This window comes from Mesorhizobium sp. C399B, assembly GCF_030323185.1.
Lineage (GTDB): Bacteria > Pseudomonadota > Alphaproteobacteria > Rhizobiales > Rhizobiaceae > Mesorhizobium.
Genome location: NZ_CP100472.1, coordinates 2,682,130 through 2,706,865, shown reverse-complemented (window position 1 = coordinate 2,706,865; position 24,736 = coordinate 2,682,130). Strand labels below are relative to the sequence as shown.

At 63.2% G+C, this 24,736-nt stretch carries 26 protein-coding genes; 7 read left to right on the top strand and 19 right to left on the bottom strand.

Annotation, left to right across the window (positions count from 1 at the left end):
• Window positions 1-64 precede the first annotated feature (64 nt).
• The 3 genes from NLY36_RS12905 (at window position 65) to NLY36_RS12895 (ending at window position 4,251) form a co-directional block, all read left to right on the top strand.
• A complete protein-coding gene (locus tag NLY36_RS12905) occupies window positions 65-3,229 on the top strand; it encodes an efflux RND transporter permease subunit (protein WP_023737021.1) in 3,165 nt (1,054 codons plus the stop codon).
• Window positions 3,230-3,325: 96 nt separating this feature from the next.
• Window positions 3,326-3,484, top strand: coding sequence for a DUF3309 family protein (locus NLY36_RS12900; protein ID WP_023707271.1), 159 nt, complete (start codon window positions 3,326-3,328; stop codon window positions 3,482-3,484).
• 350 nt (window positions 3,485-3,834) lie between these two features.
• Window positions 3,835-4,251, top strand: coding sequence for a DOPA 4,5-dioxygenase family protein (locus NLY36_RS12895; RefSeq protein WP_023712827.1), 417 nt, complete (start codon window positions 3,835-3,837; stop codon window positions 4,249-4,251).
• Window positions 4,252-4,387: 136 nt separating this feature from the next.
• Here NLY36_RS12895 and NLY36_RS12890 read toward each other — a convergent pair whose 3' ends face one another.
• The 7 genes from NLY36_RS12890 to NLY36_RS12860 form a co-directional block, all read right to left on the bottom strand.
• Window positions 4,388-5,281, bottom strand: a complete 894-nt coding sequence (locus NLY36_RS12890) for a hypothetical protein (protein ID WP_156933275.1) — start codon at window positions 5,279-5,281, stop codon at window positions 4,388-4,390.
• A 264-nt stretch (window positions 5,282-5,545) separates the two neighbouring features.
• Window positions 5,546-6,451: a hypothetical protein gene (locus tag NLY36_RS12885; protein ID WP_023737020.1), complete on the bottom strand. Its 906-nt coding sequence runs from the start codon at window positions 6,449-6,451 to the stop codon at window positions 5,546-5,548.
• A gap of 176 nt (window positions 6,452-6,627) precedes the next feature.
• A complete protein-coding gene (locus NLY36_RS12880) occupies window positions 6,628-6,873 on the bottom strand; it encodes a MoaD/ThiS family protein (protein ID WP_023712829.1) in 246 nt (81 codons plus the stop codon).
• Window positions 6,874-6,897: 24 nt separating this feature from the next.
• The gene (locus NLY36_RS12875) at window positions 6,898-9,162 is read right to left on the bottom strand and encodes a xanthine dehydrogenase family protein molybdopterin-binding subunit (protein ID WP_023737019.1); all 2,265 of its coding nucleotides are present in this window, start codon (window positions 9,160-9,162) and stop codon (window positions 6,898-6,900) included.
• Window positions 9,159-9,641, bottom strand: a complete 483-nt coding sequence (locus tag NLY36_RS12870; RefSeq protein ID WP_023737018.1) for a (2Fe-2S)-binding protein — start codon at window positions 9,639-9,641, stop codon at window positions 9,159-9,161. The genes NLY36_RS12875 and NLY36_RS12870 overlap by 4 nt, the downstream gene beginning before the upstream one ends.
• Window positions 9,641-10,501 carry an FAD binding domain-containing protein gene (locus tag NLY36_RS12865; RefSeq protein ID WP_023737017.1) on the bottom strand — a complete coding sequence of 287 codons (861 nt, stop codon included), beginning with the start codon at window positions 10,499-10,501 and terminating at the stop codon, window positions 9,641-9,643. Before NLY36_RS12865 ends, NLY36_RS12870 begins: the two co-directional genes overlap by 1 nt.
• A gap of 177 nt (window positions 10,502-10,678) precedes the next feature.
• Window positions 10,679-11,635 carry an SDR family oxidoreductase gene (locus NLY36_RS12860; RefSeq protein ID WP_023737016.1) on the bottom strand — a complete coding sequence of 319 codons (957 nt, stop codon included), beginning with the start codon at window positions 11,633-11,635 and terminating at the stop codon, window positions 10,679-10,681.
• A 94-nt stretch (window positions 11,636-11,729) separates the two neighbouring features.
• Here NLY36_RS12860 and NLY36_RS12855 point away from each other — a divergent pair, with 94 nt between their 5' ends.
• Complete coding sequence (locus NLY36_RS12855; protein WP_023737015.1) at window positions 11,730-12,638, top strand: LysR family transcriptional regulator; 909 nt, start codon at window positions 11,730-11,732, stop codon at window positions 12,636-12,638.
• On the opposite strand, the gene NLY36_RS12850 is transcribed toward NLY36_RS12855, so the two are convergent.
• The 3 genes from NLY36_RS12850 to NLY36_RS12840 form a co-directional block, all read right to left on the bottom strand.
• Entirely contained in the window at window positions 12,602-13,777 is a 1,176-nt protein-coding gene (locus NLY36_RS12850) for an MFS transporter (protein ID WP_023737014.1), read from the bottom strand. The two genes, NLY36_RS12855 and NLY36_RS12850, sit on opposite strands and share 37 nt — an antisense overlap.
• Window positions 13,778-13,932: 155 nt before the next feature.
• Window positions 13,933-14,241: a DUF1244 domain-containing protein gene (locus NLY36_RS12845; RefSeq protein ID WP_023673120.1), complete on the bottom strand. Its 309-nt coding sequence runs from the start codon at window positions 14,239-14,241 to the stop codon at window positions 13,933-13,935.
• 12 nt (window positions 14,242-14,253) lie between these two features.
• Complete coding sequence (locus NLY36_RS12840; RefSeq protein WP_023737013.1) at window positions 14,254-15,051, bottom strand: N-formylglutamate amidohydrolase; 798 nt, start codon at window positions 15,049-15,051, stop codon at window positions 14,254-14,256.
• Between the two features lie 246 nt (window positions 15,052-15,297).
• On the opposite strand from NLY36_RS12840, the gene NLY36_RS12835 reads away from it, so the two are divergent.
• Together NLY36_RS12835 and pyk are read left to right on the top strand one after the other, a co-directional pair.
• Window positions 15,298-15,786, top strand: coding sequence for a DUF1036 domain-containing protein (locus tag NLY36_RS12835; RefSeq protein WP_023737012.1), 489 nt, complete (start codon window positions 15,298-15,300; stop codon window positions 15,784-15,786).
• Complete coding sequence (pyk, locus tag NLY36_RS12830; RefSeq protein WP_023690053.1) at window positions 15,783-17,228, top strand: pyruvate kinase; 1,446 nt, start codon at window positions 15,783-15,785, stop codon at window positions 17,226-17,228. The genes NLY36_RS12835 and pyk overlap by 4 nt, the downstream gene beginning before the upstream one ends.
• 8 nt (window positions 17,229-17,236) lie before the next feature.
• Here pyk and NLY36_RS12825 read toward each other — a convergent pair whose 3' ends face one another.
• The 4 genes from NLY36_RS12825 to ykgO all read right to left on the bottom strand — a co-directional run bounded on the left by NLY36_RS12825 (window position 17,237) and on the right by ykgO (window position 19,779).
• The gene (locus NLY36_RS12825) at window positions 17,237-17,701 is read right to left on the bottom strand and encodes a hypothetical protein (RefSeq protein WP_286461952.1); all 465 of its coding nucleotides are present in this window, start codon (window positions 17,699-17,701) and stop codon (window positions 17,237-17,239) included.
• 6 nt (window positions 17,702-17,707) lie between these two features.
• Window positions 17,708-18,772 carry an alpha/beta fold hydrolase gene (locus NLY36_RS12820; protein ID WP_023737010.1) on the bottom strand — a complete coding sequence of 355 codons (1,065 nt, stop codon included), beginning with the start codon at window positions 18,770-18,772 and terminating at the stop codon, window positions 17,708-17,710.
• Between the two features lie 186 nt (window positions 18,773-18,958).
• Window positions 18,959-19,540 (bottom strand): tetratricopeptide repeat protein, encoded by a 582-nt coding sequence (locus NLY36_RS12815; RefSeq protein WP_023684032.1) that lies wholly within the window; start codon window positions 19,538-19,540, stop codon window positions 18,959-18,961.
• 113 nt (window positions 19,541-19,653) lie between these two features.
• Window positions 19,654-19,779, bottom strand: a complete 126-nt coding sequence (ykgO, locus tag NLY36_RS12810; protein WP_006327841.1) for a type B 50S ribosomal protein L36 — start codon at window positions 19,777-19,779, stop codon at window positions 19,654-19,656.
• Between the two features lie 242 nt (window positions 19,780-20,021).
• On the opposite strand from ykgO, the gene NLY36_RS12805 reads away from it, so the two are divergent.
• Window positions 20,022-20,450 carry a lysozyme inhibitor LprI family protein gene (locus NLY36_RS12805; protein WP_023684031.1) on the top strand — a complete coding sequence of 143 codons (429 nt, stop codon included), beginning with the start codon at window positions 20,022-20,024 and terminating at the stop codon, window positions 20,448-20,450.
• A gap of 38 nt (window positions 20,451-20,488) precedes the next feature.
• Here the strand turns inward: NLY36_RS12805 and NLY36_RS12800 are convergent, their stop codons facing one another.
• The 5 genes from NLY36_RS12800 to NLY36_RS12780 all read right to left on the bottom strand — a co-directional run bounded on the left by NLY36_RS12800 (window position 20,489) and on the right by NLY36_RS12780 (window position 24,733).
• A complete protein-coding gene (locus NLY36_RS12800) occupies window positions 20,489-21,565 on the bottom strand; it encodes a 5-(carboxyamino)imidazole ribonucleotide synthase (RefSeq protein WP_023702776.1) in 1,077 nt (358 codons plus the stop codon).
• On the bottom strand, window positions 21,562-22,059 hold the full coding sequence (gene purE / locus NLY36_RS12795) for a 5-(carboxyamino)imidazole ribonucleotide mutase (protein WP_023708578.1): 498 nt from the start codon (window positions 22,057-22,059) through the stop codon (window positions 21,562-21,564). The genes NLY36_RS12800 and purE overlap by 4 nt, the downstream gene beginning before the upstream one ends.
• A 74-nt stretch (window positions 22,060-22,133) precedes the next feature.
• Window positions 22,134-23,339 (bottom strand): aminotransferase class V-fold PLP-dependent enzyme, encoded by a 1,206-nt coding sequence (locus NLY36_RS12790; protein ID WP_023673110.1) that lies wholly within the window; start codon window positions 23,337-23,339, stop codon window positions 22,134-22,136.
• Between the two features lie 20 nt (window positions 23,340-23,359).
• Entirely contained in the window at window positions 23,360-23,821 is a 462-nt protein-coding gene (locus tag NLY36_RS12785) for a RidA family protein (protein ID WP_023715046.1), read from the bottom strand.
• 117 nt (window positions 23,822-23,938) lie between these two features.
• Window positions 23,939-24,733 carry an amino acid ABC transporter ATP-binding protein gene (locus NLY36_RS12780; protein WP_023673108.1) on the bottom strand — a complete coding sequence of 265 codons (795 nt, stop codon included), beginning with the start codon at window positions 24,731-24,733 and terminating at the stop codon, window positions 23,939-23,941.
• Between the last annotated feature and the right edge of the window lie 3 nt (window positions 24,734-24,736).

Below are 24,736 nucleotides of genomic sequence, written 5' to 3'. Positions count from 1 at the left end.
CGGAGCGGCCCCGGCCGGAGCCGTCCCCGCCGCAATGCGGCTCCTGAAATCTTGAGAACAGGCCATGGATATCGTCAAACTCGCGATCAACAATGCCCGGCTGACCATTGCGGTGCTGGTCTTCCTGCTGCTGGCGGGCTGGGTCGCCTATCAGTCGACACCGAAGGAAGCGGAACCCGACGTTCCTACCCCTTATGTTTATATAAATGTCGCCTATCAAGGCATTGCGCCCGAAGACGCTGAAAGACTTCTGCTTAGGCCGCTGGAGGCAAAGCTTAAGAGTCTTAAGGGGTTAAAGGAGATGAAATCATCCGCCTATCAGGGCGGCGCCTTTGTCTTTCTTGAGTTTCTGCCGTCTATAAAAGTCGACACCGCGGTGACAGATACACGCTCGAAGGTTCAGGACGCGAAGGCTGACCTGCCCCAAGCGGCAGAAGAACCGGTTGTTACCGAGGTCAACATTTCCGAGTTTCCCGTCCTGGTCGTCACGCTGTCCGGCGATGTGCCCGAGCGTGTGCTTACGGCGGCGGCGCGCGAACTGCGCGACCGCATCGAGGAAGTACCGGGCGTTCTTGAGGGCACCATACAAGGCGCGCGCGACGATCTTGTCGAAGTCGTCATCGACCCGATGAAGCTGTCCTCCTACGGCCTGCAGCTCGACCAGTTGATCGGCGCGGTCGGCGCTTCCAACAGCCTGGTCGCCGCCGGCAATATCGAGGGTTCGGAAGGCAAATACGCGGTCAAGGTGCCGTCGCTGATCGAAACACCAGAGGATGTGGCGTCGCTGCCGGTGGTTGCCGGACCCAATGCCGTCGTCCAGGCCAAGGACATCGCCACGATCCGGTCGACCTTTGCCGATGCCACGACCATCACCCGCCTCAACGGCAAGCCGGCCATCGCCATTGAAGTCAAGAAGCGCATCGGCGCCAATCTGATCGACACGCTGGCCAAGGTGCGGGAAGTGTCCGACGCCTACGTCAAGACCATGCCGGAAGGCATGAACATCACCTACACGCAGGACAAGTCCGTCTTCGTCAACCAGCTGCTGGGCGACCTGCAGAACCACGTGATGATCGCCGTCATCCTGGTGTTCATCGTCATCCTCTATGCGCTGTCGGGCCGCGCCTCGCTGCTGATCGGGCTTGCCATTCCGTCATCCTTCCTGATCGGCATCCTGCTGCTTGCGATGATGGGCTACACGATCAACATGATCGTGCTGTTCAGCCTTATCCTGGCGGTCGGCATGCTGGTCGACGACGCCATCATCGTCACCGAATTCGCCGAACGGCGCATGGGCGAAGGCATGCCGAAGGCGGAAGCCTTCACGCTGGCCGCCAAGCGCATGGCCGGTCCGGTCATCGCCGCGACGATGACGCGCATCGCGGCGTTTTCGCCGCTGCTGTTCTGGCCCGGCATCATCGGCGACTTCATGAAATACATGCCGATTACGCTGATCGTCACGCTGTCGGCCTCGATGCTTTATGCGCTGGTGTTCGCGCCGACGCTGGGCGCGCTTTTCGCCAAGGCGCCGGAGCATCACGAGGAACACAATCGCGACGGCTGGTACATGGCGCTGGTCAAACAGGCGGTGCGCTTCCCCATCACCGTGCTGGTGCTGACCGCCGTGCTGCTCACCGGCGTCGGCTTCGCCTATTCGAAATATGGCGCGGGCGTCGAGTTCTTCCCCAGCGTCGAGCCCGATTACGGCCTGCTCTATGTGCACGCCCGCGGCAATCTCTCGCTGGCCGAAATGGATACGGCAACCAGGATCGCCGAAAACCGGCTGCTCGGCTGGCCCGGCGTGAAATCGGTTTACACCCGCGTCGGCAAGACGCAGGGCGGCGGCCAGGATGTGCCGGAGGACGTCGTCGGCGTCATCCAGTATGAGTTCATCGACTGGCGCGAGCGCAAATCGGCCAACCACATCCTGGACGAGCTGCGCACCGTCATGGCCGGCATTCCCGGCGTCGATGTCGAAGTGCGCGTGCCGGAGGCCGGTCCTCCCACGGGCAAGGCGGTCCAGCTCCGGCTTTCGGCCATCGATCCCAAAGGGCTCGACGACCAGGCCCGCGCCGTTGCGGCGCGCATCGCCAAGGTGCCCGGTGTCATCGACGTTTCCGACGGCCTGCCGCCGCCCGGCGTCGACTGGGCGCTCGAGGTCGACCGCGCCAAGGCGGCGCAGTACGGCATCAGCCCGACCGCCGTCGGCACGGTGGTGCAACTGGTGACCAATGGCCTGAAGCTGTCCGAGTACCGGCCGGCCGGCGCCGACGATGCCGTCGATATCCGCCTGCGCCTGCCTGAAGACCGGCGCACGCTGTCGACGCTCGACGAGCTCCGGGTGCAGACTGCGCAAGGCTCGGTGCCGATCTCGAACTTCGTCGTGCGCAAGCCGGAGCCGACGGTCGGCATCCTCAACCGCATCGACGGCGCGCGCACCGTGGTCGTCCAGGCCAACGTCGCCGCCGGTAACCAGGTTGCGGCGGTGCAGGCGGAGGTGACCAAGGCGGTCACCGACATGAAGCTCGACAACGGCATACGCTGGAAGCTCGCCGGCTCCAACGAGGACAGCGCCGAAGCCAGCGCCTTCCTCGGCAAGGCGTTCGGCGCGGCGATCTTCCTGATCTTCCTGGTGCTGTTGATGCAGTTCAACAAGTTCACCAGCGTGCTTCTGGTGCTGTCCTGCGTGGTCATGGCGACGATCGGCGTGTTCCTGGGGCTGCTTCTGACCGGTGAAGCCTTCGGCATCGTCATGTCGGGCATCGGCGTCATCGCGCTGGCCGGTGTGGTGGTGAACAACAACATCGTTTTGATCGACACCTATGACCGGCTGCGCGAAGAGGGCTGGGACAAGATGGAGGCGGTGCTGCAGACCTGCCGCGAGCGCGCCCGCCCGGTCGTGCTGACGGCGGTCTCGGCCATCCTCGGCGTGCTGCCGATCGCCTTCGGTCTTGGGTTGGAAATCTTCCATCACGAGACGACGATCAACGCGCCGTCGACGCAATGGTGGATTTCATTGTCCTCGGCGATCGTCTTCGGCCTGTCCTTTGCCACGCTGCTGACGCTGGTGGTGACGCCGTCGATGCTGATGATCTTCACGCGCAGCAAAAACAGCCGCTTCTACGCGTTCTTCCGCCGGCTGTTCGGGCGCGAAAAGAAATGGGATGCGTCCACAGGGCCGAAGCCGCTCGATGAGCCGGCAATCGCCTTCCCGAAAGCCGCGGAATAGCTGCATTCGAGCAGTCGGACAAAAGGCCGTCCGGAACTACCGGACGGCCTTTTGCATTGTCCCTTCGTATCCGACCAGCAAGGCGAGGGACTCTTAATGACCGTCAGCACCATCCTCATCATTGTCTTGATCCTGATCCTGATCGGCGCCGTCCCGGCCTGGCCACACTCGCGCTCCTGGGGTTATGGGCCGTCCGGAATAGTCGGCGCTGTGCTGGTGGTGCTGCTGATCCTGGTGCTGATGGGCAGGGTTTGATTGGGGCAAGAGACCTCTGCGATCAGCGGGTCCTCGCCCGATGAAGTGCTGGCAATAGGCATACGGCGGCGCCCGACCCCACTCCGTCCGCTTCGCGGCCACCTCTCCCACATGTCCATGGGGGAGAGGAAATGCCAAGCTTTTCAAGGCAGCGATCTTGGCGATTAGCATTTCCTCTCCCCCACGAATGTGGGGGTAGAGGTGGCTGGGCGAAGCCGAGACGGAGTGGGGGAGCTCCATATGCGATTGGCCCGAAATCGAGATGACGAGCACACGCTGGGTCCCCCTTGGCCACCCCGCACCCTTGCGTATACGCTGCCCGCACCACAATCACCGAGGGAGCCATCAAGGTGAACACCGCCAGCCCGCCAAGGCCTCTCGCCGAGATCGCCAGCTATCACGCCCACATCTACTATGACGGGCAAGCCGAGCGGCAGCACGCCGAATGGCTGCGCCTGCGCATCGGCGAACGCTTCCGCGTGCGCCTGGGCAACTGGCGCGACGAGCCGGTCGGCCCGCACGAGCAGGCCATGTACCAGGTCTCCTTCGCCACCGAGATCTTCGCCACGCTGGTCCCATGGCTGATGCTGAACCATGGCGGCCTGAGCATCCTCATCCACCCCAACACCACCAACCCCAAGCGCGACCATCTGGTCGATCCGATCTGGATCGGGCGGCCGCTGGGGGTTCATGGCGAGGTGCTGGGTGAAGAGGATGAAGCGGAAGAGGCGCTGGAGGTGAATACGGAGCCGACGCTGGGGGCTTGAGGGCAGCAGAGCGCAACCGGCGTCTGTGGTACGGAGGCGAGTATGGCAAGCACGCCCGGGGCGATTGCTGTGACCACGACAAGAGCCCATCTGGGCCACAGACTTCCGTCGTATTTTCGAGGTGACTCTGATGGGTTCACTCAGGGTCGCTGATAGTAACAGAGTAAGATGGCATCCCGTAGCCGGCGAAAAGCCTAACACGCACGGCGCGCCTCGTAACTCCAGACCATGATATCCGGCCGACTTCGATTTCGTGCAGCGCAGTGGAAGCGGGATCAGGTGTGCCGAGCAGGCAGCCAACGTGTTCGAGATATCCGATTGCCGGTCGTCTTGGCGGATACACCTGTCGCACCAACTGCGATACCGTTGATACGAATGGATTGTCACGCCAATAGTGTGAAGCATAGGCGTGAGCGATCTTTGCGATCATTTGCGCAAATCGTACCAAATCAACCGTCTGAGTGGACAGAGTATCCAAAGCGTATCGCTCGATCAGAGCGCGATCAGCATTGATGTTGTAGAGCCGAAAATTAAAGGGATCTGCAGCGCTCGCTGGGCGCCGGCTGTAGCTAGAAGCGGGAAACAACACCGGCAAAACCAACACAGTCGGATAGTCCACGATTGGTATCATAGCCCATTGGCTGGTCAGCCGGCCGATGTCGAGTGGGAAGTGAACGTGTGGCACCGCTCCCTTCTTGCCTGTCAGCCCAAATACCTTTCGAACCGGTCCAAACATTTCGCGGGAGATCGTGTATTCCACGACAGAGGTAGCCTTCGCGCACTTGGCACAAGAACTCGACGGCAGTTCCAGACCGGCGCCGAGAAAATCTGGAACGACATGTTCACTGGACAGAGGAAGCAAGTTACCTGAGCTATCCGCGACCTGCCCACAATAGGCGCATCGTCCTAGCTTTGGCAGCAATGTTCTCTTCCTGACGGCGGGAATAATTTCCAGATATTCGCCGTTGAAGCTGCCCTGGGCGAATGACCTGAATGCGCCACCTTTCGGTTGATAGTCGACGGTGCCCAAAGCTGGCAGAGCCCTTAGATCGTCCCATAGAAATTTCCAATAGCGCCGTAGCTGCCCGTTAGGTTCTTCGTCTCCCCTCATCGCCCCCTCGACAAATTAGACTGACATTATTTTGAATCTTGAAATAAGTACTGGACGGCAAAATTTATCTATTGCTGCACCGAATATTTCCGGGGGAAAAACAACCCTGCAAAGGATCGAGTAGAGCTAATAGCCATCCAGTGTATGCAAATTAGGCTAAAGGAGCCACTCTGGCGCGCCGTTTCATGCTCCAGCAAAAAAGACTTTGCGTGCCTGATCTTCATGAAGGTCGAAGAACGCTAAGTGTGCCTCCTTGGGGATTACCGACTCCGAGTAAAGGGAAAAAGGAAAGTCATCGAAGTTAATCTCCGCACTTACGGCCGAAAAATCCTTCTCGTAACAATCCTGGAGAATCTTGAGATTTGTCGATGGGAAACTGTCCGAGAATTCGCGGTTGAAGGTTGGAAGGAAATAGCGAATGAGCGCAGCTTCATATAGAGCAACACGCTCTTTTTCGGAAGTTCCGAAGAGTTTGTCGAGCCCCTGGCCGATGCGTTTTTCGCTTTGCGAGTCGTCCTCAGCGCGTGGGTTAAAAATCGTAACGACCTGATTAACGGGCGCAATTGCCAGCATCAGCACTTGAAAGCGGTAACCTTCAGGGACGCCTTTGATGGCAATTTCCTGTAGTTTTTCATGTTTCATCAACCGGTCAAGCGCGCTGCGAGAACCATCTTTGCCGTACGCTTGACCAATATATTTAACCAGGAACTTTCCCGTACCGAACTTTCTGTTCAGCCGCACTGTGCAACGGTCCAAAGGAGGCGGACTGGCAAGCATTCCGTCTTTGGAGAGGAACCACTGCTCGTCTTTCCGGACTAAGCCGACGCCCTCATCCATTTTCCAAGGTAGTTCATATACTTTGCCAAGGGCCCTGAAGAACATACGAAGGCTTTGGCCTTCGAGTGTGATATCGAGTAGCTCCATCTTCGGTACAAAGCCCACGATATAAATGTGACACTTCTTCGTAACGTCAGAGAATTGCTTTACACCATTGCTATCATACAACCCTTCAGCTGGTATGGTGACATAGCTCAGCGCGTAGAGTGTCAGCGCGTGCTCGACGTCAAATCTCTTGCCTTCTAGAATCACATTATCGCCCCTAACGCTTCGACGTAACTGATCTAGCCGAGATTATCTTTTTCACAAAGGCGACTGTGCAAAAGTCAATCGACTTCACGCCTACCTGTCAGCCTTGGAAGATCGGAGTGGATACCGAACGCTGCGCTCGGCCTCGGATCACTTATGCATCTGAGCCGCTAATGGACTCACCCCCCAGCCAGCCGCGGCAGCAGAAAAATCTCCGCCCCCTGTGGCAGCTCCTTCGACCACGTATCGCGGTAGATCGTGCCATCGATCGCCACCGCGATGCCCTTCTCGATCCAGGGCTCGATGCCGGGATACTGTTCAGCCAGTTTCCTGAACAGCTCCCTTATGTCCTTGGCCTCGACCTCGACCTTGCTCTGGCCGCCGGCGAGCTGGCCCAGCGCGCCCCAGAGCGTCACTTCGACCATTAGGGCAAGAACCTCATTTTTGCCCTAGCCTCCCCGTTCCGCCTCGATCGCGGCGAGAACCCGTGGCGGCGACATCGGGATGTGGGTCATGCGCACGCCGGCTGCGTTCGAGACGGCATTGGCGATGGCCGCCAGCGGCGGGACGATCGAGGTTTCGCCGACGCCGCGCACGCCATAGGGGTGGTTGGGGTTGGGTATCTCGAGGATCTGCGTGTCGATCATCGGCAGGTCCGAGCAGACCGGGATGCGGTAGTCGAGGAAGCCGGCGTTCTGGAGGCGCCCGTCCTTGCCGTAGATATACTCCTCGTTGAGCGCCCAGCCGATGCCTTGCGCCGCACCGCCCTGGTACTGGCCCTCGACATAGGTCGGGTGCACCGCCTTGCCGGCATCCTGGATCACCGTGTAGCGGATCACCCTGGTCGAGCCGGTATCGGGGTCGACCTCGATGTCGCATATATGGGTGGCGAAGGAGACGCCGGCGCCGTCGGCGACGAGCTCGCTGTGGCCGGCGATCGGCCCGCCGGTCTTGCCGGAAGCGGCGGCGATCTCCTTTAGCGACAGGGCTGCAAGGTTGCCGTATTTCTCGCCCTTCGCGATGGCGTGGCCGTTCTCCCAGACCACGTCGTCGACGGGGATGTCCCACGTCTGCGCGGCGCGCTCACGCAGGATCTTGATGGCGTTGCGGGCAGCCGAGATGGTCGCCATCGAGGACGAGAAGGTGCCGCGGCTACCGTCGGTCATGTCGTTGTAGCCAAGCGAGGACGTGTCGGCGACCACCGCCTTGAGCTGGGCATAGTCGATGCCGAGCTCCTCCGCCGCCACCAGCGACAGCGACGCGCGCGAACCGCCTACGTCCACCGTGCCGACGGCCAGCGATACCGAGCCGTCCATGCCGATGTTCAGGTCCACGCAGGTCTGGCCGCCGAAGTTGAACCAGAAGCCGCAAGCCATGCCGCGGCCCTGGTTCTTGCCCAGCGGCGCCTTCATGTGCGGATGGTGCTTGGCCGCCTCCAGCGTCGGGCCGATGCCGATCGGGCCGTAGACGGGGCCATAGGAAGAGCGGGTGCCTTCCTGCGCGGCGTTCTTGATGCGGAACTCGACCGGGTCCATGCCGAGTTCCTTGGCCAGCTCGTCCACAGCGCTTTCCACCGCGAACGCCGCCATCGGTGCGGAGGGTGCGCGATAGGCCGCGGTCTTCGGCCGGTTGACCAGCACTTCGAAGCCGACGGTCTGGACGTTATTGAGCTTGTAGCAGGCGAAGGCCGTCATGGCGCCGATCTCGGCCCAGGTCCCGGCATAGGGCCCGCTGGTGTAGCGCAGCGTCGCCTCGGCGGCGGTGATGGTGCCGTCCTTGCGGGCGCCGATCTTGACGTCGATCGAGGTCGCGCTGGTCGGACCCGAGGCGCGGAACACCTCGTCGCGGGTCATCACCAGCTTCACCGGCCGTCCCGCCTTGCGCGACAAAGCCAGCGCCACCGGCTCGGCCCAGACATGGGTCTTGCCGCCGAAACCGCCGCCGATCTCCGACGAGGTGACGCGCAGCTTCGAGGCTTCCAGCCCGAGCAGTTGCGCGCAATGCTGGCGGTAGACGAAATGGCCCTGCGTGCAGACCCAGAGGTCGGCGGTGCCGTCGGACGAGACGCTCGCCACGCAGGCATGCGGCTCGATATAGCCCTGATGCGTCTGCTCGGTCTTGAAGGAACGCTCGACGATGACATCGGCGTGGCCGAAACCCTGATGGACATCGCCATGGCCGAACTGGCTGCGCTTGGTGACGTTGGACGGCTTGACCGGCTTTTCCTCGAGACCCTCGGTGAAGATCGTGTCGTTGATCAACGGCGCGGTGTGCTTCATCGCCTCGTCGACATCGGTGACATGCGGCAACAGCTCGTATTCGACCTCGATGAGCTTCAGCGCCTGCCTTGCCGTGCGGGCATCGACGGCGGCGACCGCGGCCACGGCGTGGCCGTCATAGAGCGCCTTGCCGCGCGCCATGCAATTGTCGAGGACGTCGTACATGGCGGCATCGCCATCGGTGAGATCGGGCAGGTCGGCGGCGGTGATCACCGCTTTCACGCCGGCCAGCTTTTCCGCTTTCGAAGTGTCGATCTTGAGGATCCTGGCATGCGCATGCGGGCTTCTTAAGATCCGCCCGACCAGCTGTCCCGCCATGTTGAAGTCGGCGCCGTAGCGGGCGCGCCCCGTCACCTTGTCGACGCCGTCGGGACGGATAGGCCGCGTGCCGACGGAGGAGAATTTGCGGCCCGAAAAGCGTGGATCGAAGTTCATGCGTGCGCTCCCTTCATCACGTTGGCCGCATCCTGGACCGCGCGCACGATCTTGTCGTAGCCGGTGCAGCGGCAGAGGTTTCCGGCGAGGCCGAAGCGGATTTCTTCCTCGGTCGGATCGGGGTTCTTGGCCAGAAGGTCCTTGGCCGCGATCAGGAAGCCCGGCGTGCAGATGCCGCATTGCAGGGCCGCATGCTCGAGGAATTTCTGCTGCAGCGGATGCAACTGATCGCCATGCGCCATGCCCTCCACCGTCTCGATACGCCGGCCTTCGGCTTCAGCGCCGAGCACAAGGCACGAGCAGACAAGCCGGTCGTCGAGGATGATCGAGCAGGCGCCGCAGTCGCCCGTGCCGCAGCCTTCCTTGGCGCCGGTCAGCCCGAGCCGATCGCGCAGGACGTCGAGCAACGTCTCGTCGGGCTGGCAAAGGTATTCGACGTGATCGCCGTTGATTGTCGTTGAAACTGCTACACCGGCCATCATTTGCCTCCTGCGCGTGCGTAGGCGGTCGTCGCGGCCCGTCCGGCCAGCACGCCCGCAACTTTTCGTCTGAACTCGATGGTACCGCGCTTGTCGTCGATGGGGCGGCAGGCCCCAGCGCAGATCTTGGCGAGCCGCTCAAGTGCCGCCTCATCCAGCTTCCTGCCGATGAGAGCCTCGGCTGCTTCTTCCACCAGAAGCACGGTCGGGGCCGCGGCGCCCAGCGCGACGCGCGCGGCCGTGATGACGCCATGCTCGTCGAGCGTCAGGTTCACGCCGGCGCTGACCACCGCGATGTCCATCTCGGTGCGCGGAATGAATCTGAGGTAGGCGTCGCCCGAACGCGGCGCGCGCTTGTCGAGCAGGATCGCCTCGACGATCTCACCCTTGGTGAGCGAGGTCTTGCCAGGCCCGATCGGCACAGCCTCGACCGGAATGGTGCGCTTGCCCGAGGGACCGGCAACCACGGCCTTTGCGGCGGCGGCCACCAAGGCCGGGACGCTGTCGGCGGCCGGCGAGGCGTTGCACAGATTGCCAACGATGGTGCAGCGGCCCTGGACCTGTTTGGAGCCGATCAGCTTCGACGCTTCGACGACACCGGGCCAGGCCTTCTTCAGAACCGAGCTCTCGCCCAGGACGGCGCAGGGGACGGTGGCGCCGATGCTGAAGCCGTCGGCCGTCTCCCTGATCTCGCTCAAGCCCTCGATCGCCTTGATGTCGACGATCAGGTCGGGATCGACAAACCCGCCCTTCATCCGAACGAGGAGGTCACTGCCTCCAGCGAGAATGGCTGATGTGCCGGAAGCGCCGGCCAGCAGGCCAACGGCGTCTTCGATTGAAAGCGGACGTATGTAACGCATCGTCTCCCCTTGGTGATGGTGATCTCGCCGACCGTTATAAACAGTCTCCTCATAATGACCATCCGGTTGCTGATTTCCAGCGATTGGGCCAGCACCGCGAGAGAGATTTTTGTCTAAAGTCTTTGTTTTGATGCATGTCGTTGTCCCAGACCGCGCGCACTTCTGGGCGACATGCATTTAAGCGGCGTCTTTTGCACGGTCGAGGCTGATGCCGATGTCCTTCAAGGCCTCGGCCACGGCCTCGTCCAGCGGGGTGTGCGGGACTTCGCCGATGATGCCTTCCAGCCGGTCGGACACGAGCCGGTGCGGTTCGAAGCGCAGATAGGACATCGAGACGATCTCGCGCCACATCGCCACGAACGGGCTGCCGGCGCGCAGCACCCACCACGGCATGAAGGTCAGTTTCAGCGGACGTCCCAACGCTTTCTCGGCCGCGGCCTTTATGTCCATGTCGGTGACGGCGTGGCCGGGGAAGTTGAGCGCCTCAAAGAAGCCGAGCTTGCCCTGATTACGCGCCAGGCCGACGAAGCCGATGGCGAAGTCCGGCAAATAGGCCCATTCGTGCACGAGGTTGGCAGGGCCAGGCGCGGTGTAGACGCCCTTGTTCATCTTGGCGGCGACGACGAGGTCGAACCATGATCCGCTGCCGGTGCCGCCGAAGAAATCGCCGGCGCGCAGGATGATGGTGCGGACGCGACCGGCATCGGCCTCGCGGCGAAACAGCGCTTCCATGGCGCAGCGGATGCGGCCCTTCTCGGTCGTTGGGCGCAACGGCGTGTCTTCGGTGACGAGTTGAGGCATCGGCGAGCCGTAATTGTAGACAGTGCCGGGGAAGAGATGCAGCGCGCCATTGGCATGGCAGGCGGCCACGACGTTTTCCGCCATCGGCAGGCATTTGCTCCAATCGGTGTAGATCGGGTTGAGACCGTTGAAGATGATGTCGACGCCTTGCGTGGCGCGGATCAGCGCCTCGCGGTCGAGCGCATCGCCGGCGACGGCGGTGGCGCCCTTGAGTTCGGCCGGGACCTTGCCGGTGCGGGTGACGGCGCGGACATCGAAGCCGGCGTCGATGAAGGCTTTGCCAACCACGCGGCCGAGCCGGCCATTGGCCCCCAGAATTGCGATCTTGGTCATTTTCTTCTCCGTGTTTGTGTTTGCACGGCGAATATGATGCCTCCATATGCGAATGAAAATTGACTAGGGATGCAGCTTTGTTATTCATAATTGAATGGAAGATATCGACTGGAACCTGATCAAGAGTTTCGTCACCGTGGCGGAGACCGGCAGCCTGTCGGCCGCGGCGCGCAAACTGTCGGCCAGCCAACCGACGCTCGGGCGTCACATCGGTGAGCTCGAACAGGCGTTGGGCGTCACCTTGTTCCGGCGCGGGCGGCGCGGCTATGCGCTGACGGAAGCAGGCGCCACGCTGTTCGAACGCGGCAGAGCGGTGAGCGAGCAGGCGAGCGCGTTCGCACTATTGGCATTGGGCTCGGTCGAGGCGATCGAAGGCACGGTGCGCATTGCCGCCAGCGAGGTGGTGGCGGCCTATGTGCTGCCGAAGATGACGGCGCGGCTCGGCATCGAGGAGCCCGGCATCGAGGTCGAGATCGTCGCCTCGAACCAGGTCGAGAACCTGCTGCGAAGGGATGCCGACATCGCCATCCGCATGGTCAAGCCGGCGCAGAACGAGCTGACGGCGCGCAAGGTCTGCGATATCAAGCTCTGCTGCTGCGCGGCGAAATCCTATCTCGACCAGCACGGCCGCCCGCTCAAGCCCGCCGATCTTCTCGACCACCCGCTGATCGGCTTCGACCGCAGCGACGAGATGATCCGGGGCTTTACCCAAGCCGGCATCCCCGTCACCCGAAGCAGCTTCCGCTTCAGGGCCGACAACCAGATCGTTCTGTGGGAAGCGCTGCGGGCGGGAAACGGCGTCGGTCTTGGCCAGGAGCCGCTGGCCGACAGCGACCCGTTGCTGGAAAAACTGCTGCCCGGCCTGCCACTGCCCAGCCTGCCGGTGTGGCTTGCCATGCATCGTGACGTGCGCACCAGCGTGCGCATCCGCCGCGTCGCGGATTTCCTCTATGAGGAGCTGAAGCGCTATTCGGCGGGGGCGGCCGCGAATTCGGCGCGGTGAGCGAGCCCGGCCATCAACAGCACGACGATCAGCAGCGCCGACATGGCGACGAAGATCGGGCCGAAGCTCGAATGCTCGGCGACGAAGCCGATCGCCGACGGCGCCACCAATATACCGGAATAGCCCATGGTGGTGACCACGCTCATGCCGGTGCCCGACGACATGCCTTCCTGGTTGCCGCCGGCCGAGAAGATGATCGGCACCATATTGGCGATGCCGAAGCCGCAGAGAGCAAAAGCCGCGATGGCGATCCAGGGCGAAGGCGACAGGCCGGCGACCAGCATGCCGGCGGCGGCGACCACCGCCGAGCCGCGCAGCGTCGCCACCGCGCCGAAGCGGTTGCGCACGCCGTCGCCGAAAAAGCGCATGACAGCCATGACGCCGGAGAAGGCGGCGTAGGCAAGGCCGGCGATGGCGAGGTCGGCGCCGAGCTCCTGCCTGAGATAAAGCGCTGCCCAGTCGAGCACGGCGCCCTCGGAAATCATCGTCAGCAGCGCCATCAGCCCTACAAGATAGACCAGCGGGTTGGCCGGCAGCGTTAATTTATGATGCTCGGCGGCCTGCGGCTTGTCCTCGGCGATGAGGTAGCCGACCGCCACGGCGATGACGGCAAAAGCAATGATCGTGACTACAGCCGCATGCGCGAGGTGGCCGTAAGTCTGGATGGCGTAACCGCCCAGACCGCCACCGGCGAAACCGCCGAGGCTCCAGAAGCCGTGCGAGGACGACATGATGGCGCGGGACAGCCGGCGCTCGACCACCACGGCATTGGCGTTCATGGCGACATCCATGCCGCCGATCGAGCCGCCGAAGATGATCATGGCGATCGCCGCCAGCGGCACGTTGGGCGCCAGCGCCACGATCAGCAGGCCGAGGCTGCCGCAAAGGCCGAACCAGCGCAGCACGGTGCGCGAGCCATGCCTGGAGATCAGATGGCCGCACCAGCTCATGGCCGCGACCGCGCCGACGCCGAACAGAAGGATCAGCAGACCGAGGGTGAATTTCGAGATGTCGAGCCGGGTCAGGAACACCGGAATCTGCGGCGCCCAGCTGCCGGTCAGGAATCCGTTGGCAAGGAAGATCGCGGCTACGGCCCATCGCCCGCGAATGGCGCTCTGCATGGTGTCTTGCGCGTCCATGGTTCGAATCCGGTCAAGGAATGGCTTTGCGCGGCAAATTAAATCGATTCAATTTCTCGTCAAGCGCTTGGCTGCGAAAAGCTTGTGGGCCACATCTAAGGGGAAACCGTTAGGCGCTGTCCCGCCGACGTCAATCCTGTGAACCGCGCGCTACTTCAGTGATCCCTCGGCCGTCTTGCCTCGAACTCCGCTTTCTTGGCGTCCGAAGCCTCGGTCTGGTTCAGCGCCTGCCATTGCGCATAGGGCATGCCGTAGACGATTTCGCGCGACTGATCCTTGCCGAGATCGACGCCCTCAGCCTCGGCCGCTTCGCGATACCAGTTCGACAGGCAGTTGCGGCAGAAGCCGGCGAGGTTCATCAGGTCGATGTTTTGCACATCGCTGCGCTCGCGCAGATGATCGACCAGCCGGCGGAAGGCCGCGGCCTCGAAATCGCGTTTCTGGTCATCGCTGAGTTCGGTCATTGCCTTGGATCCTCACAGCGGCCCGGTGCGCGAGCCGAACATCTTCACCTGATGTATATCGGGACGGCGGTCGATGGCGTCAACGATCGGCGCCAGCCGTTCCGTCCAGGCCAGCGCCCCCTTGCGGTCTGATATCAGGTCCTGGCGGATCTCGATCAGCGCATGGGCAAAGCCGTTGACGATGGCGTGCTTGAACATGGTGTCGCCGCGCAAAGCGCCGTCATAGGGTTCATTGTCGCCAACGACGAGGTTTTTATCCTGCGCCAGCATGTCGATCAGCGGCCGCGCCACGCGGTCGTCGAGGTCCCACAATATGCCGACATGCCAAGGGCGGATGAAGCCCTGCATGACAGGGGTGAAGGAGTGTACGGAGAAGATGAACGGCGCTTTGCCTGAGGCGTGCGCCACCGACGCGATCATGGCGCCGACCGCGTCCTGATAAGGCCGGTAGAAGCCGTCGAGCCGCCTTTCGCGTTCTTGCGGCGCCATAGGGTAGTTTCCCGGCACGACAGTGCCGTCATAGAGCTGGCGGATCAGCGTCGGGTCGTCCTCGCCGCGATTGGGATCGATCAGCAGCCGCGAAAAATTGGCGATCACCGCCGGCGCGTCGAGCGCTGCGGCCAGTTCGCGCGTCACCGTCTCGACACCGATGTCGTAGGCGATATGGCGATCGAGTTCCGCCGCCGGCAAGCCGAGACTGCCATACTCCTCCGGCAGGTCGCGGCGGGCATGGTCGGCGACAAGCACGATGCCTCGCTTGCGGTCGCCTTCGACGATATCGAAAGGCGCGAAAACTGTGGATCGGGTCATTGGCTGGAAAGGTCTGTTCGCTGGCTTCCGGGGAGGGTGGTATCGTCATTCCCACGAAGAGGACTGTTGCGCAATGCCGTTGTTTAGCCACGGTTTCTGCGAAAAACCTGTGACGTGCGGCAGATCGCGTGTCGGGGGCCTTTCTAAATCGATTGGAATTGGACAGAACGGCGCGTTGACATGCGCCCGGACTTTTCCGAAAAGGGGCGTTGAGAGATGCAGATGACGTTATTGAGGGGTTTCGGGATGGGTTCCGCCGGCAGGCCGCGTGCGCGCACCGCCTTTGCCGTGCCGCTCCTGGCCCTGACGCTAGGGCTCACCGCGCTGGTCGCGGCTTCGCCTGCCCGCGCCGATTTCCGCGTCTGCAACGCCACGCAGAACCTGGTCGGCGTTGGCATCGGCTACCGCGCCAAGGCAGGCTGGATCACCGAGGGGTGGTGGCACATTGAAGGATCGAGCTGCAAGACGCTGATCGAAGGTCCGCTGTCATCGAGGTTTTACTATCTTTATGCAGAAGACGCCGAGCGCGGCGGGCGCTGGGATGGCCCGATCAACATGTGCGTGGCCGAAAAAGAATTCAAGATTGCCGGCGTTACCGATTGCGTCGCCCGGGGCTTCCAGCGCGCCGGATTCCAGGAATATGACACGGGCGAGCAGGCAAGCTGGATGGTCCAGCTGACCGATGAGTCCACAACGGGAGGCGCTCCAGCCGCCCCGGGAACAAACAGTCAATGAGACGTAGCCGCAAGGTCAAGATCCTCGCCACCATCGGTCCTGCCTCCTCGTCCGAGGAGATGCTGCAGAAGCTGTTCGAAGCCGGCGCCGATGTCTTCCGCATCAATATGAGCCACACCGATCACGAGTTGATGCGCACGCTGGTCGGCCGCATCCGCGCGGTCGAGGAAAAGGTCGGCCGTCCGATCGGCATCCTGGCCGATTTGCAGGGACCGAAGCTGCGCGTCGGCAAGTTCGCCAACGGCAAGGAGGTGCTGACCCCGGGCCAGACCTTCACCCTCGACAACAATCCCGAGCCCGGCACGTCGACCCGCGTCTACCTGCCGCATCCCGAAATCCTGAGTTCGGTCGAGGCCGGCCACCGTCTGTTGATCGACGACGGCAAGCTGGAGCTCAGGGCGGTGAAGAGCGACGGCAAGTCGATCACCTGCGCGGTCGTCGCCGGCACCACCATTTCCGACAAGAAGGGCGTCAGCCTGCCCGACACCGACCTGCCGGTCGGTGCGCTGACCGAAAAGGACCGCAAGGACCTCGATGCGGTGCTGGCGGAAAGCGTCGACTGGGTGGCGCTGTCGTTCGTGCAGCGGCCGGAGGATTTGGCGGAAGCCCGCAAGATCGCGCGCGGCCGGGCGCTGATCATGGCCAAGATTGAAAAGCCGCAGGCCGTCGCCCGGCTGGCCGAAATCATCGAACTCTCCGACGCGCTGATGGTCGCCCGCGGCGATCTCGGTGTGGAAATGCCGCTGGAAGCCGTGCCTGGCATCCAGAAGCAGATCACGCGCGCCGCGCGCCGCGCCGGCAAGCCGGTGGTGGTCGCCACGCAGATGCTGGAATCGATGATCACCGCGCCGGTGCCGACCCGCGCCGAGGTGTCCGACGTGTCGATCGCCGTGTTCGAGGGCGCCGACGCCATCATGCTTTCAGCCGAATCCGCTGCCGGCGCCTATCCGGTCGAGGCGGTGGCGATGATGAACCGCATCGCCACCAAGGTCGAAACCGACCCGACCTATGCCGGCATCATCAACGCGCAGCGCTCGGAACCGGAAGCAACCGGCGCCGACGCCATTTCGCTCGCCGCCCGCGAGATTGCCGAGACTCTGAAACTGTCGGCGATCATAACCTATACGGCGTCGGGCACCACCGGCCTGCGCGCCGCGCGCGAGCGGCCGCAAGTGCCGATCATCGCGCTGTCGCCGATCCTCAACACGGCGCGGCGGCTGTCGCTTTTGTGGGGCACGCATTGCGTCGTCTCGCCCGACGCCAGCGACCTCGACGACATGGTCGACCGCGCCTGCCGCATCGCTTTCGAAGAGGGGTTCGGCCAGCCGGGCGACCGTGTCATCATCACGGCGGGCGTGCCGCTGAGGACGCCGGGTTCGACCAACATGCTGCGCATCGCCTATGTCGGATCGGACGTGCAGGCCACCCGCAACATAGGTTGACAGAGGCTTCAACTCATCACAGTTCGCAGCGCTCTTGCCGCACCTTCGGCGTGATCGATACGCTGAAGGAAGCGGTGTGCGCGAGGGAGTGGGTCATAGAGATACTGATCCGGGCCGCGCATCTTTCGCCGGTTGAGGTCGGCGGTGTCGAGCAGGTCGAAATCGACCCTTTCCAGCGTGCAGTGCCAGCCTGCGCTATGCGAAGCCCATCCCCTTCCGTGGTGCTGCAGAAGCCGCTCTCGGCTGGAATAGCCGTGATAGTCGAAGGCGATCACGCCGTTCGTCATGTAGATATGGTTGCCGTAGAAATCCTCGCCCGGAATGATCCGTTCGCCGTAGAATCCGTCCAGGGGAGGATGGCTGAGGAAGGTGCCCGCAAGGATGTGGCAGGCGCCGTAGCCGAAGAAGATGCGATCCGGTAGCGCCCAGAACGCTTCGGGGTTTTTCTTGATTCCGTGCTTCAGGACATACATGCGCCGTCACGTCGGGGCGAGTTGCGCGTCGGGCACCGTAATGTCGGGGCACTGTGCATCGTTGTAGGCATCGCCGGCGATGCGTGCTTCCACGGTTTTTGCCAATGCCTGCAGGTCGACGACCTTGCCGGCGACTTTTTCGATGGCACCGACGACGAGGTCTGGCGCGATCCAATCCGGCTTGTGTCCGAGATTGTGGACCCAGATCAGTTCGGCGCCGGGGATGTCCCTGTCCAGGCCGACCGAATGGATCGAAGCATAGACCACCTTGTCGCGATCGCCCGAGATGACAATCGTTGGCGCTGTGATGTCGCGGTATTGCGGCGCGGCGTTCAGCGTATAGTCGTAGAGGCCGGCGACATCGATGGCGTTGGCGCGGAAAGCGCCGGGACGCAGCACCAGCGGAATCGAGGCATTGCCGACATAGCCTTCCGGCACCTTGTTGGGAGAAAACACGCAGGCCGTGGCGCTGTCCATCTGCAGCGTGCCTGCCGGATAGGTCAATGTCTCCGAGAACAGCCAGCCGATGATGGGGGTGGCGGTCAGCTTGTAGTACCAGGCGGTCGCGCCGCCCGGCCAGGGGTGGCTGACCGGCGACAGAAAGACCAGCCCGAGCGTCTTCTCCGGGTGTTCGCGGCCAAAGGCGGCGGTGATCACGCCGCCAAAGGAATGGCCGACCATGATCGCATTGTGGATGCCGAGACGGTCCATCAGCCTGGCGATGGTGTCGGCCTGCGCCGACGGGCTCTCATTGCCGGGGCCGCGTGCCGACCAGCCAAAGCCCGGCCGGTCGAGGAAGACCATCTCCGCGCGGCCTTCGAGCAAAGGCCTGATCGGCAGCATCTGATCCCTGAGGTTGGCGCTGGCGCCGTGGATGAAGACGATGGCCGGCAGCTCGGCATTTTGAGGCGCCGGCACGTGGACATAGTGGATGCGGGTGCCGTCGATGTCGGCAAATTCGCCGGCCGGCGGGTTCCGCCACTCGATCAGCCACGCGCCGGCCCGGGTGACACCGGCCAGGGCAAAGACGAGCGCGAGGAGCAAAGCACAGGCGGCGTAAATGAGGTTCATGCGCGGAGATACGGGGGTGGAGGGGGATAAGTTCTAGGGAGTAGGGAGTAGGGAGTAGGGAGTAGGGAGTAGGGAGTAGGGAGTAGGGAGTAGGGAGTAGGGAGTAGGGAGTAGGGAGTAGGGAGGTGGCGTCTCGACCAATCTTCTCTACTGACTACTAACTAATCCCTAATTCCTACTGCCTAATCAAATTCCTTCGCCGGCAAGCTCTTCCGAAATTGCCGCGACCTGGTCCTGGGCGCTGCGCATCATCGGGTAGATAGTCAGCACCTTCTGCCAGGCTTCGAGCGCCGACTGCTTGTGGCCGGTGGCGGCCATGATCTGGGCCAGGCCCGAAAGCGCGCCGAAATGGCGTGGTTCCAGCTGCAGCGTCTGGTCGATGTCGGACATCGATTTCCCGAAATTCTTCATCATGTAATGCACCGTGGCGCGCCGGTTCCAGCCTTCGGCATATTTTGGCTGCAGGATGACGACCTGGTCGAGGAAGTCGAGGGCGACGTCGAACTTCTGGTCGTCCATCGCCTTTTGCGACCATTGCATCATCAGGTCGATCGAGGCGCTGCCGGACTGGAACCATTCGCCCCAGATGCGCCCGGCGATGCGCTCGGCCGCCTTTTCGTTGCGCTCGCGCTTCAGCTCGGCAAACAGTTGGTCGAGCCTGGCTTCCCTGGTCAGGGCAACCGGCGGCTTTGCCGGCGGATCGTCCGCCGACGCCGGAGCGACGCCGAAAAGAAAGAGGGTGGCCAAAAATGCAAAAAGAATCCGCATCGCCGGAATCTAACCCCGTACCGCGGATCGTCAAACTGAAATTAGCGTGAAAGTGCCTGGAACCAGGCAATTACCATCATATGGACGGAGGCAACGAACCCCCGGCCGAACACTCAGCCCTGGCGCGCCTTGTAGCGCGGAGCGGTCTTGTTGATGATGTAGACGCGGCCCTTGCGGCGAACCAGCTGGTTGTCGCGGTGACGCGCCTTCAGCGCCTTGAGCGAATTCTTGATCTTCATGGTCTTGCCCGTCGGTCTGGGCCCTGTCCGGGCCGAATTATTAAGGCGCGCCTGAAAAGCGCGCCTTTGAACTTGCGGTGGCTCATAAACGAGGAGCCTTGCCCGTGTCAACCGCAAGCGTGCTGGATAGAGGCCGAGAATGGCTTTGGCCATCAAATATCCGCCATCTCGGCTCCACGCCATTGCGCGGCCGAAGGCGGGCTGGAATGGTGCGGCACCCGCAAGCCGATTTGGAGACCTCCATGCGCCTGTTGTTTGTGTCCGCGAGCCTTGCCGTTATGGCAGCCGCCTCCATCGCGCAGGCGCAGGAATGCGACCGCAACGACGACAGCCAGCAGATGATGAACATCTGCGCCGGCGAGGACTATCGGGCCGCCGATGCCAAGCTCAACCAGGCCTACAAGGATCTCGTCGGTCGCAACGACGACAAGGGCAGGAAGCTGCTGCAGGTCGCGCAACGCGCCTGGATCGCCTTCCGCGACGCCGAATGCGCCTATACGACGACAGACAGCGAGGGCGGCTCCATCCATCCGATGGAGGTTTCACAATGCCTGACCGAACTGACGGACCAGCGCATCAAACAGCTCACCGCGGGCGCCAATTGTAGGGAAGGCGATGCGAGTTGCGCCAGCCCCGACGAGGACGGGGATCTGAACGACGAGCTGCAATAGGGCTCGAGCCACGCCCTCGCGCAAAGTGCCGGAATGGCTTAGCTACGGCGGCTGATGCGCGTGAAATGGCCCATCTTGCGGCCTGGGCGCGCTTCCGCCTTGCCGTAGAGATGCAGCATCAGATCGGGCTCGGCGAGCAAAGCGGGTACGCGCAGCACATCGTCGCCGATCAGGTTTTCCATGATGCAGTTTGAATGCCGGCCAGGGTTGCCCAGCGGCAGGCCGGCAATGGCGCGGATATGCTGCTCGAATTGCGAAACGATGCAGGCGGCTTCCGTCCAGTGGCCGGAATTGTGCACGCGCGGCGCCATTTCGTTGGCCAGCAGCGTGCCATCGGCAAGAACGAAGAACTCGACGCCGATGACGCCGACATAGTCGAGGGCCGCCAGGATTTTCGCTGCCGACCCCTGTGCCGTCGCCGCCGTCTCCAGCCTGATCTGGGCCGGCAGGGTCGAGGTATGCAGGATGCCGTCGCGGTGGACGTTCTCAGCCGGATCGTAGGCGGCGACCGCGCCGTCCAACCCGCGCGCGGCGATGACCGAGATTTCGCGCTCGAAAGCGACGAAGGATTCGAGGATCAGCGGCACATTGCCCATGGTCTCGCATGTGCCGGCAAAGCCGCCCGTCTCCATGTTGCGGAAGACGCGCTGGCCCTTGCCGTCATAGCCCATGCGGCGGGTTTTCAAGATGCCGCTGCCACCGAACTCTCTCAGCGCCGCCGTCAGCTCGTCGTCATTGTCGACGGAGCGGAAATCCGCTGTCCTGATGCCGATGCCGTTCAGGAATAGCTTCTCCGCCACCCGGTCCTGGGCGACTTCCAACGCCCTGGGCGGCGGATAGACCGGGACCTTGGCGGCGAGCGCGCCGGCAGCCGCTACCGGCACATTCTCGAATTCGTAGGTGACGACGGCGCTGACTGCCGCCAGTTCGGCAAGGGCGTCCGCATCGTCATAGGCGGCGGTGATCTGGCGGTTGGCGACCTGAGCCGCCGGGCAATCGGCCTGCGGTTCGAGGATAATTGTGCGGTAGCCGAGGCGCGCTGCGGCAACAGCCAGCATGCGGCCGAGCTGGCCGCCGCCGATGATGCCGATGCTCGATCCGGCGGGCAGGCTCACGGCGCGTCCGTCGGTTCGGTGGCGACCCTGGCGGTTTGGGCGGTGCGCCAGGCATCCAGGCGGGCGGCAAGTTTTTCGTCGTGCAGCGCCAGCACGGCGGCCGCCAGAAGGGCGGCGTTGGCCGCACCCGCCTTGCCGATGGCAAGCGTGCCGACCGGAATGCCGGCCGGCATCTGGACGATGGAGAGCAGCGAATCCTGGCCGGACAGCGCCTTCGATTCGACCGGCACGCCGAACACCGGCAGCGGCGTCATCGCCGCCGTCATGCCGGGCAGGTGGGCGGCGCCGCCGGCGCCGGCGATGATCACCTTGTAGCCGGCCGCCTTGGCGCCTTTGGCGAAATCATAAAGGCGGTCCGGGGTGCGGTGGGCGGAGACGATCAGCCGCTTGTGCGGAATGCCCAGCGCCTCCAGCGTTTCGGCGGCGTGGCGCATCGTCGCCCAGTCGGACTGGCTGCCCATGATGATGGCGACGTCGGCGCGGTGGTCGGTCAAGCGCATGCTCCCGGCGGTAAAGGCGCGCCTTAGCGGAATTCGGGCTGGCCCGCAAGGATGGCGGCCGCCGCAGCCTAGTCCGGCCAGCGCAGGGCGCCGGATGAATCCTTTCGCGGCTGTCTCATCGCATCCGCCGGCCTGTCGGCCGCGGTGAGCACGGCGCGGAGGCGTTCGGCGACGATCTCGGCCTCGCCTGGGTGCAGGTTGCACGGGTCGAGGAAGAAATGGCCACGCTCGACTTCGTGGTTGCGCACGATGATGGGCGGCGATCCGGCCGCCAATGCCGAGGCGAGGCCGGCGGCACTGAAGCGGCTTTCGGGGGAGACGAAGATCTGCAGCCGGTCGAGCGGATTGGCGGTCGGGTCGGGAATGATGTTTGCGACGATGCCGGGTATTCCCTGCAGCGAATCCCTCCACAGATGGAGCGCCGCTTCCTCGCGTCGGCGGATGCCGGCATGGTCGCGCTTTTCCCAGGCTTCGAGCGCCGCCATCGTGCCGGCGATGCTTTCCTTGCCGACCTTCATGGCGCGGGCGACGCCACGGTTTTGCAGATAGGCGGCGCGGACGAGATCCTTGCGGCCGGCGACGATGCCGCTGGTCGGCCCCGAAAGGAATTTGTGGCCGCTGTAGACGACGATGTCGGCGCCGCGCGCCAGGAAGCTGCGCAGGTCATATTCGGAAGCCGCATCGACGATCACCGGCACGCCCCTGGCGTGGCAGATATCGCAGAATTCCTCAAGGGAAAGCATGCCGTATTGCACGGTGTGGTGCGCCACGACGTAGAGCGCCGCCGCCGTGCGCTCGTTGATAGCCTCGCGCACATGATAATCCTGCGTGACGCTGACCGTGCCGGCCGGAATGACCTTGGCGCCGGCGACGCGGATCGACTGGTCGATCGGTGCGCCGTAATTGACGATATGGCCGAGCTGGATGACGACTTCGGACTTCAGCCCTTCGGTATCGTCGGGCAGCCGTTCGATCGCCAGCAAATTGGTGCCGGTCATCGCCCCGGCGATCGCCATTGTGATGCCTGAGGCGCAGCAGGCGGTGATGAAGCCGGCCTCGCCGCCGGTGAGGCGGGCGGTGATTACGCTTGCGGCGCGCTGCAGATCGTCCATCTCCACCCATTGCGAGGCGATCTCGGCCATGGCGCTGATCGCCTCGGGAACGATGATCGAGGCGCCGAGCGTCGTCATCGTGCCGGAGACGTTGATGATCGGCCGCAGTCCCAGCCGTTCACGGATCGTGGTGTTGGAGCCGGTGTCGGAATAGGTTTTCATGTTCAGCAATCCCTTGACGGTCAGGCGGCGATCTCGACGACCGCTTCGATTTCGACGGTGATGTTTCCAGGCAGCGAGCCGACCCCGATCGCCGAGCGGGCATGGCCGCCGATCTTGTCGAAGACGCTGGCGAACAGGTCCGAGCAGCCATTGACCACTTTCGGGTGGTCGCTGAAGGTCGGCGTCGCATTGACGAAGCCGAGCAATTTGACGACGCGCACGATGCGGCCGAGATCGCCGGCGGCGGCGTGCATGACGGCGAGCAGGTTGAGGCCGGTGAGGCGGGCATGCTCATAGGCCTGCTCGACGGTGACGTCCTCGCCGACCTTGCCGGTGCACAGCGTGCCGTCGGCGCGCAGCGGCCCTTGACCCGAAAGAAAGATCAGCCGGCCGCTCTCGGCATGGGTGACGAAATTGGCGATCGGCGTCGGCGGCTCGGGCAGCATCAGGCCGAGCTCGGCGAGCCGGATGTAAGGCGTCATGGAAGAATTCTCCTTGGGCCGGCCTGTTGTTTTACGCAATTCCCAAGGGAAAGCGCTTCGCGCTTTTCCCGGGAAAACCGCTTACACTTTTCCTGGAATTGCTTTGGGCCGCCCATGTCAGAAATGCGAGGCGCGGAACCGCGCCAGGAAAGAGCGCAGGCGCTCATTGGTGGTCTCTTCGGCAAGGATCTCCTTCGGCGGGCCAACAGCGCTGACACCGCCATCGGCCATGAAGACAATGCGGCTCGAAGCGTCGCGGGCAAAGGCCATCTCGTGCGTGACCATCACCATTGTCATGCCGTCTTCGGCCAGGCTGCGCACAACGGCCAGCACCTCGCCGACCAATTCGGGATCGAGCGCGGAGGTGATCTCGTCGAGCAGCAGGATCTTTGGCTCCATGGCGACTGCCCGCGCTATGCCGACGCGCTGCTGCTGGCCCCCGGAGAGTTCCGCCGGCAGGCTGTCGGCCTTGTGGGCGAGGCCGACGCGGCTCAGCCAATGCTCGGCGATCTGGCGCGCCTCGGCCTTGCTCTTGCCGCGCACCTTGGTGAGGCCGAGCATGATGTTGCCGGCGGCGGTGAGGTGCGGAAACAGGTTGAAGCTCTGGAACACCATGCCGGTTTCGGCGCGCATATTGGCAAGGTCGCGCTCGCTGCGCCGCTGGCGCGCGCCGGCCTCACGAAAACCGACCTCCTTGCCGTCGATGCGGATCGAGCCTGAGTCGTAGCTTTCGAGAAAGTTGACGCAGCGCAGCAGGGTGGTTTTGCCGCTGCCGGAAGGGCCGATGACGGTGACCACTTCGCCCCTGTCCACCTTGAGGCTGACCGAGCGAAGCACCTCGACCGAACCAAAGGCTTTCGAGACCCCGGCAATGTCGAGAAGGGCAGCATTGTCGTTCGAGCTTGTGGCCATCGT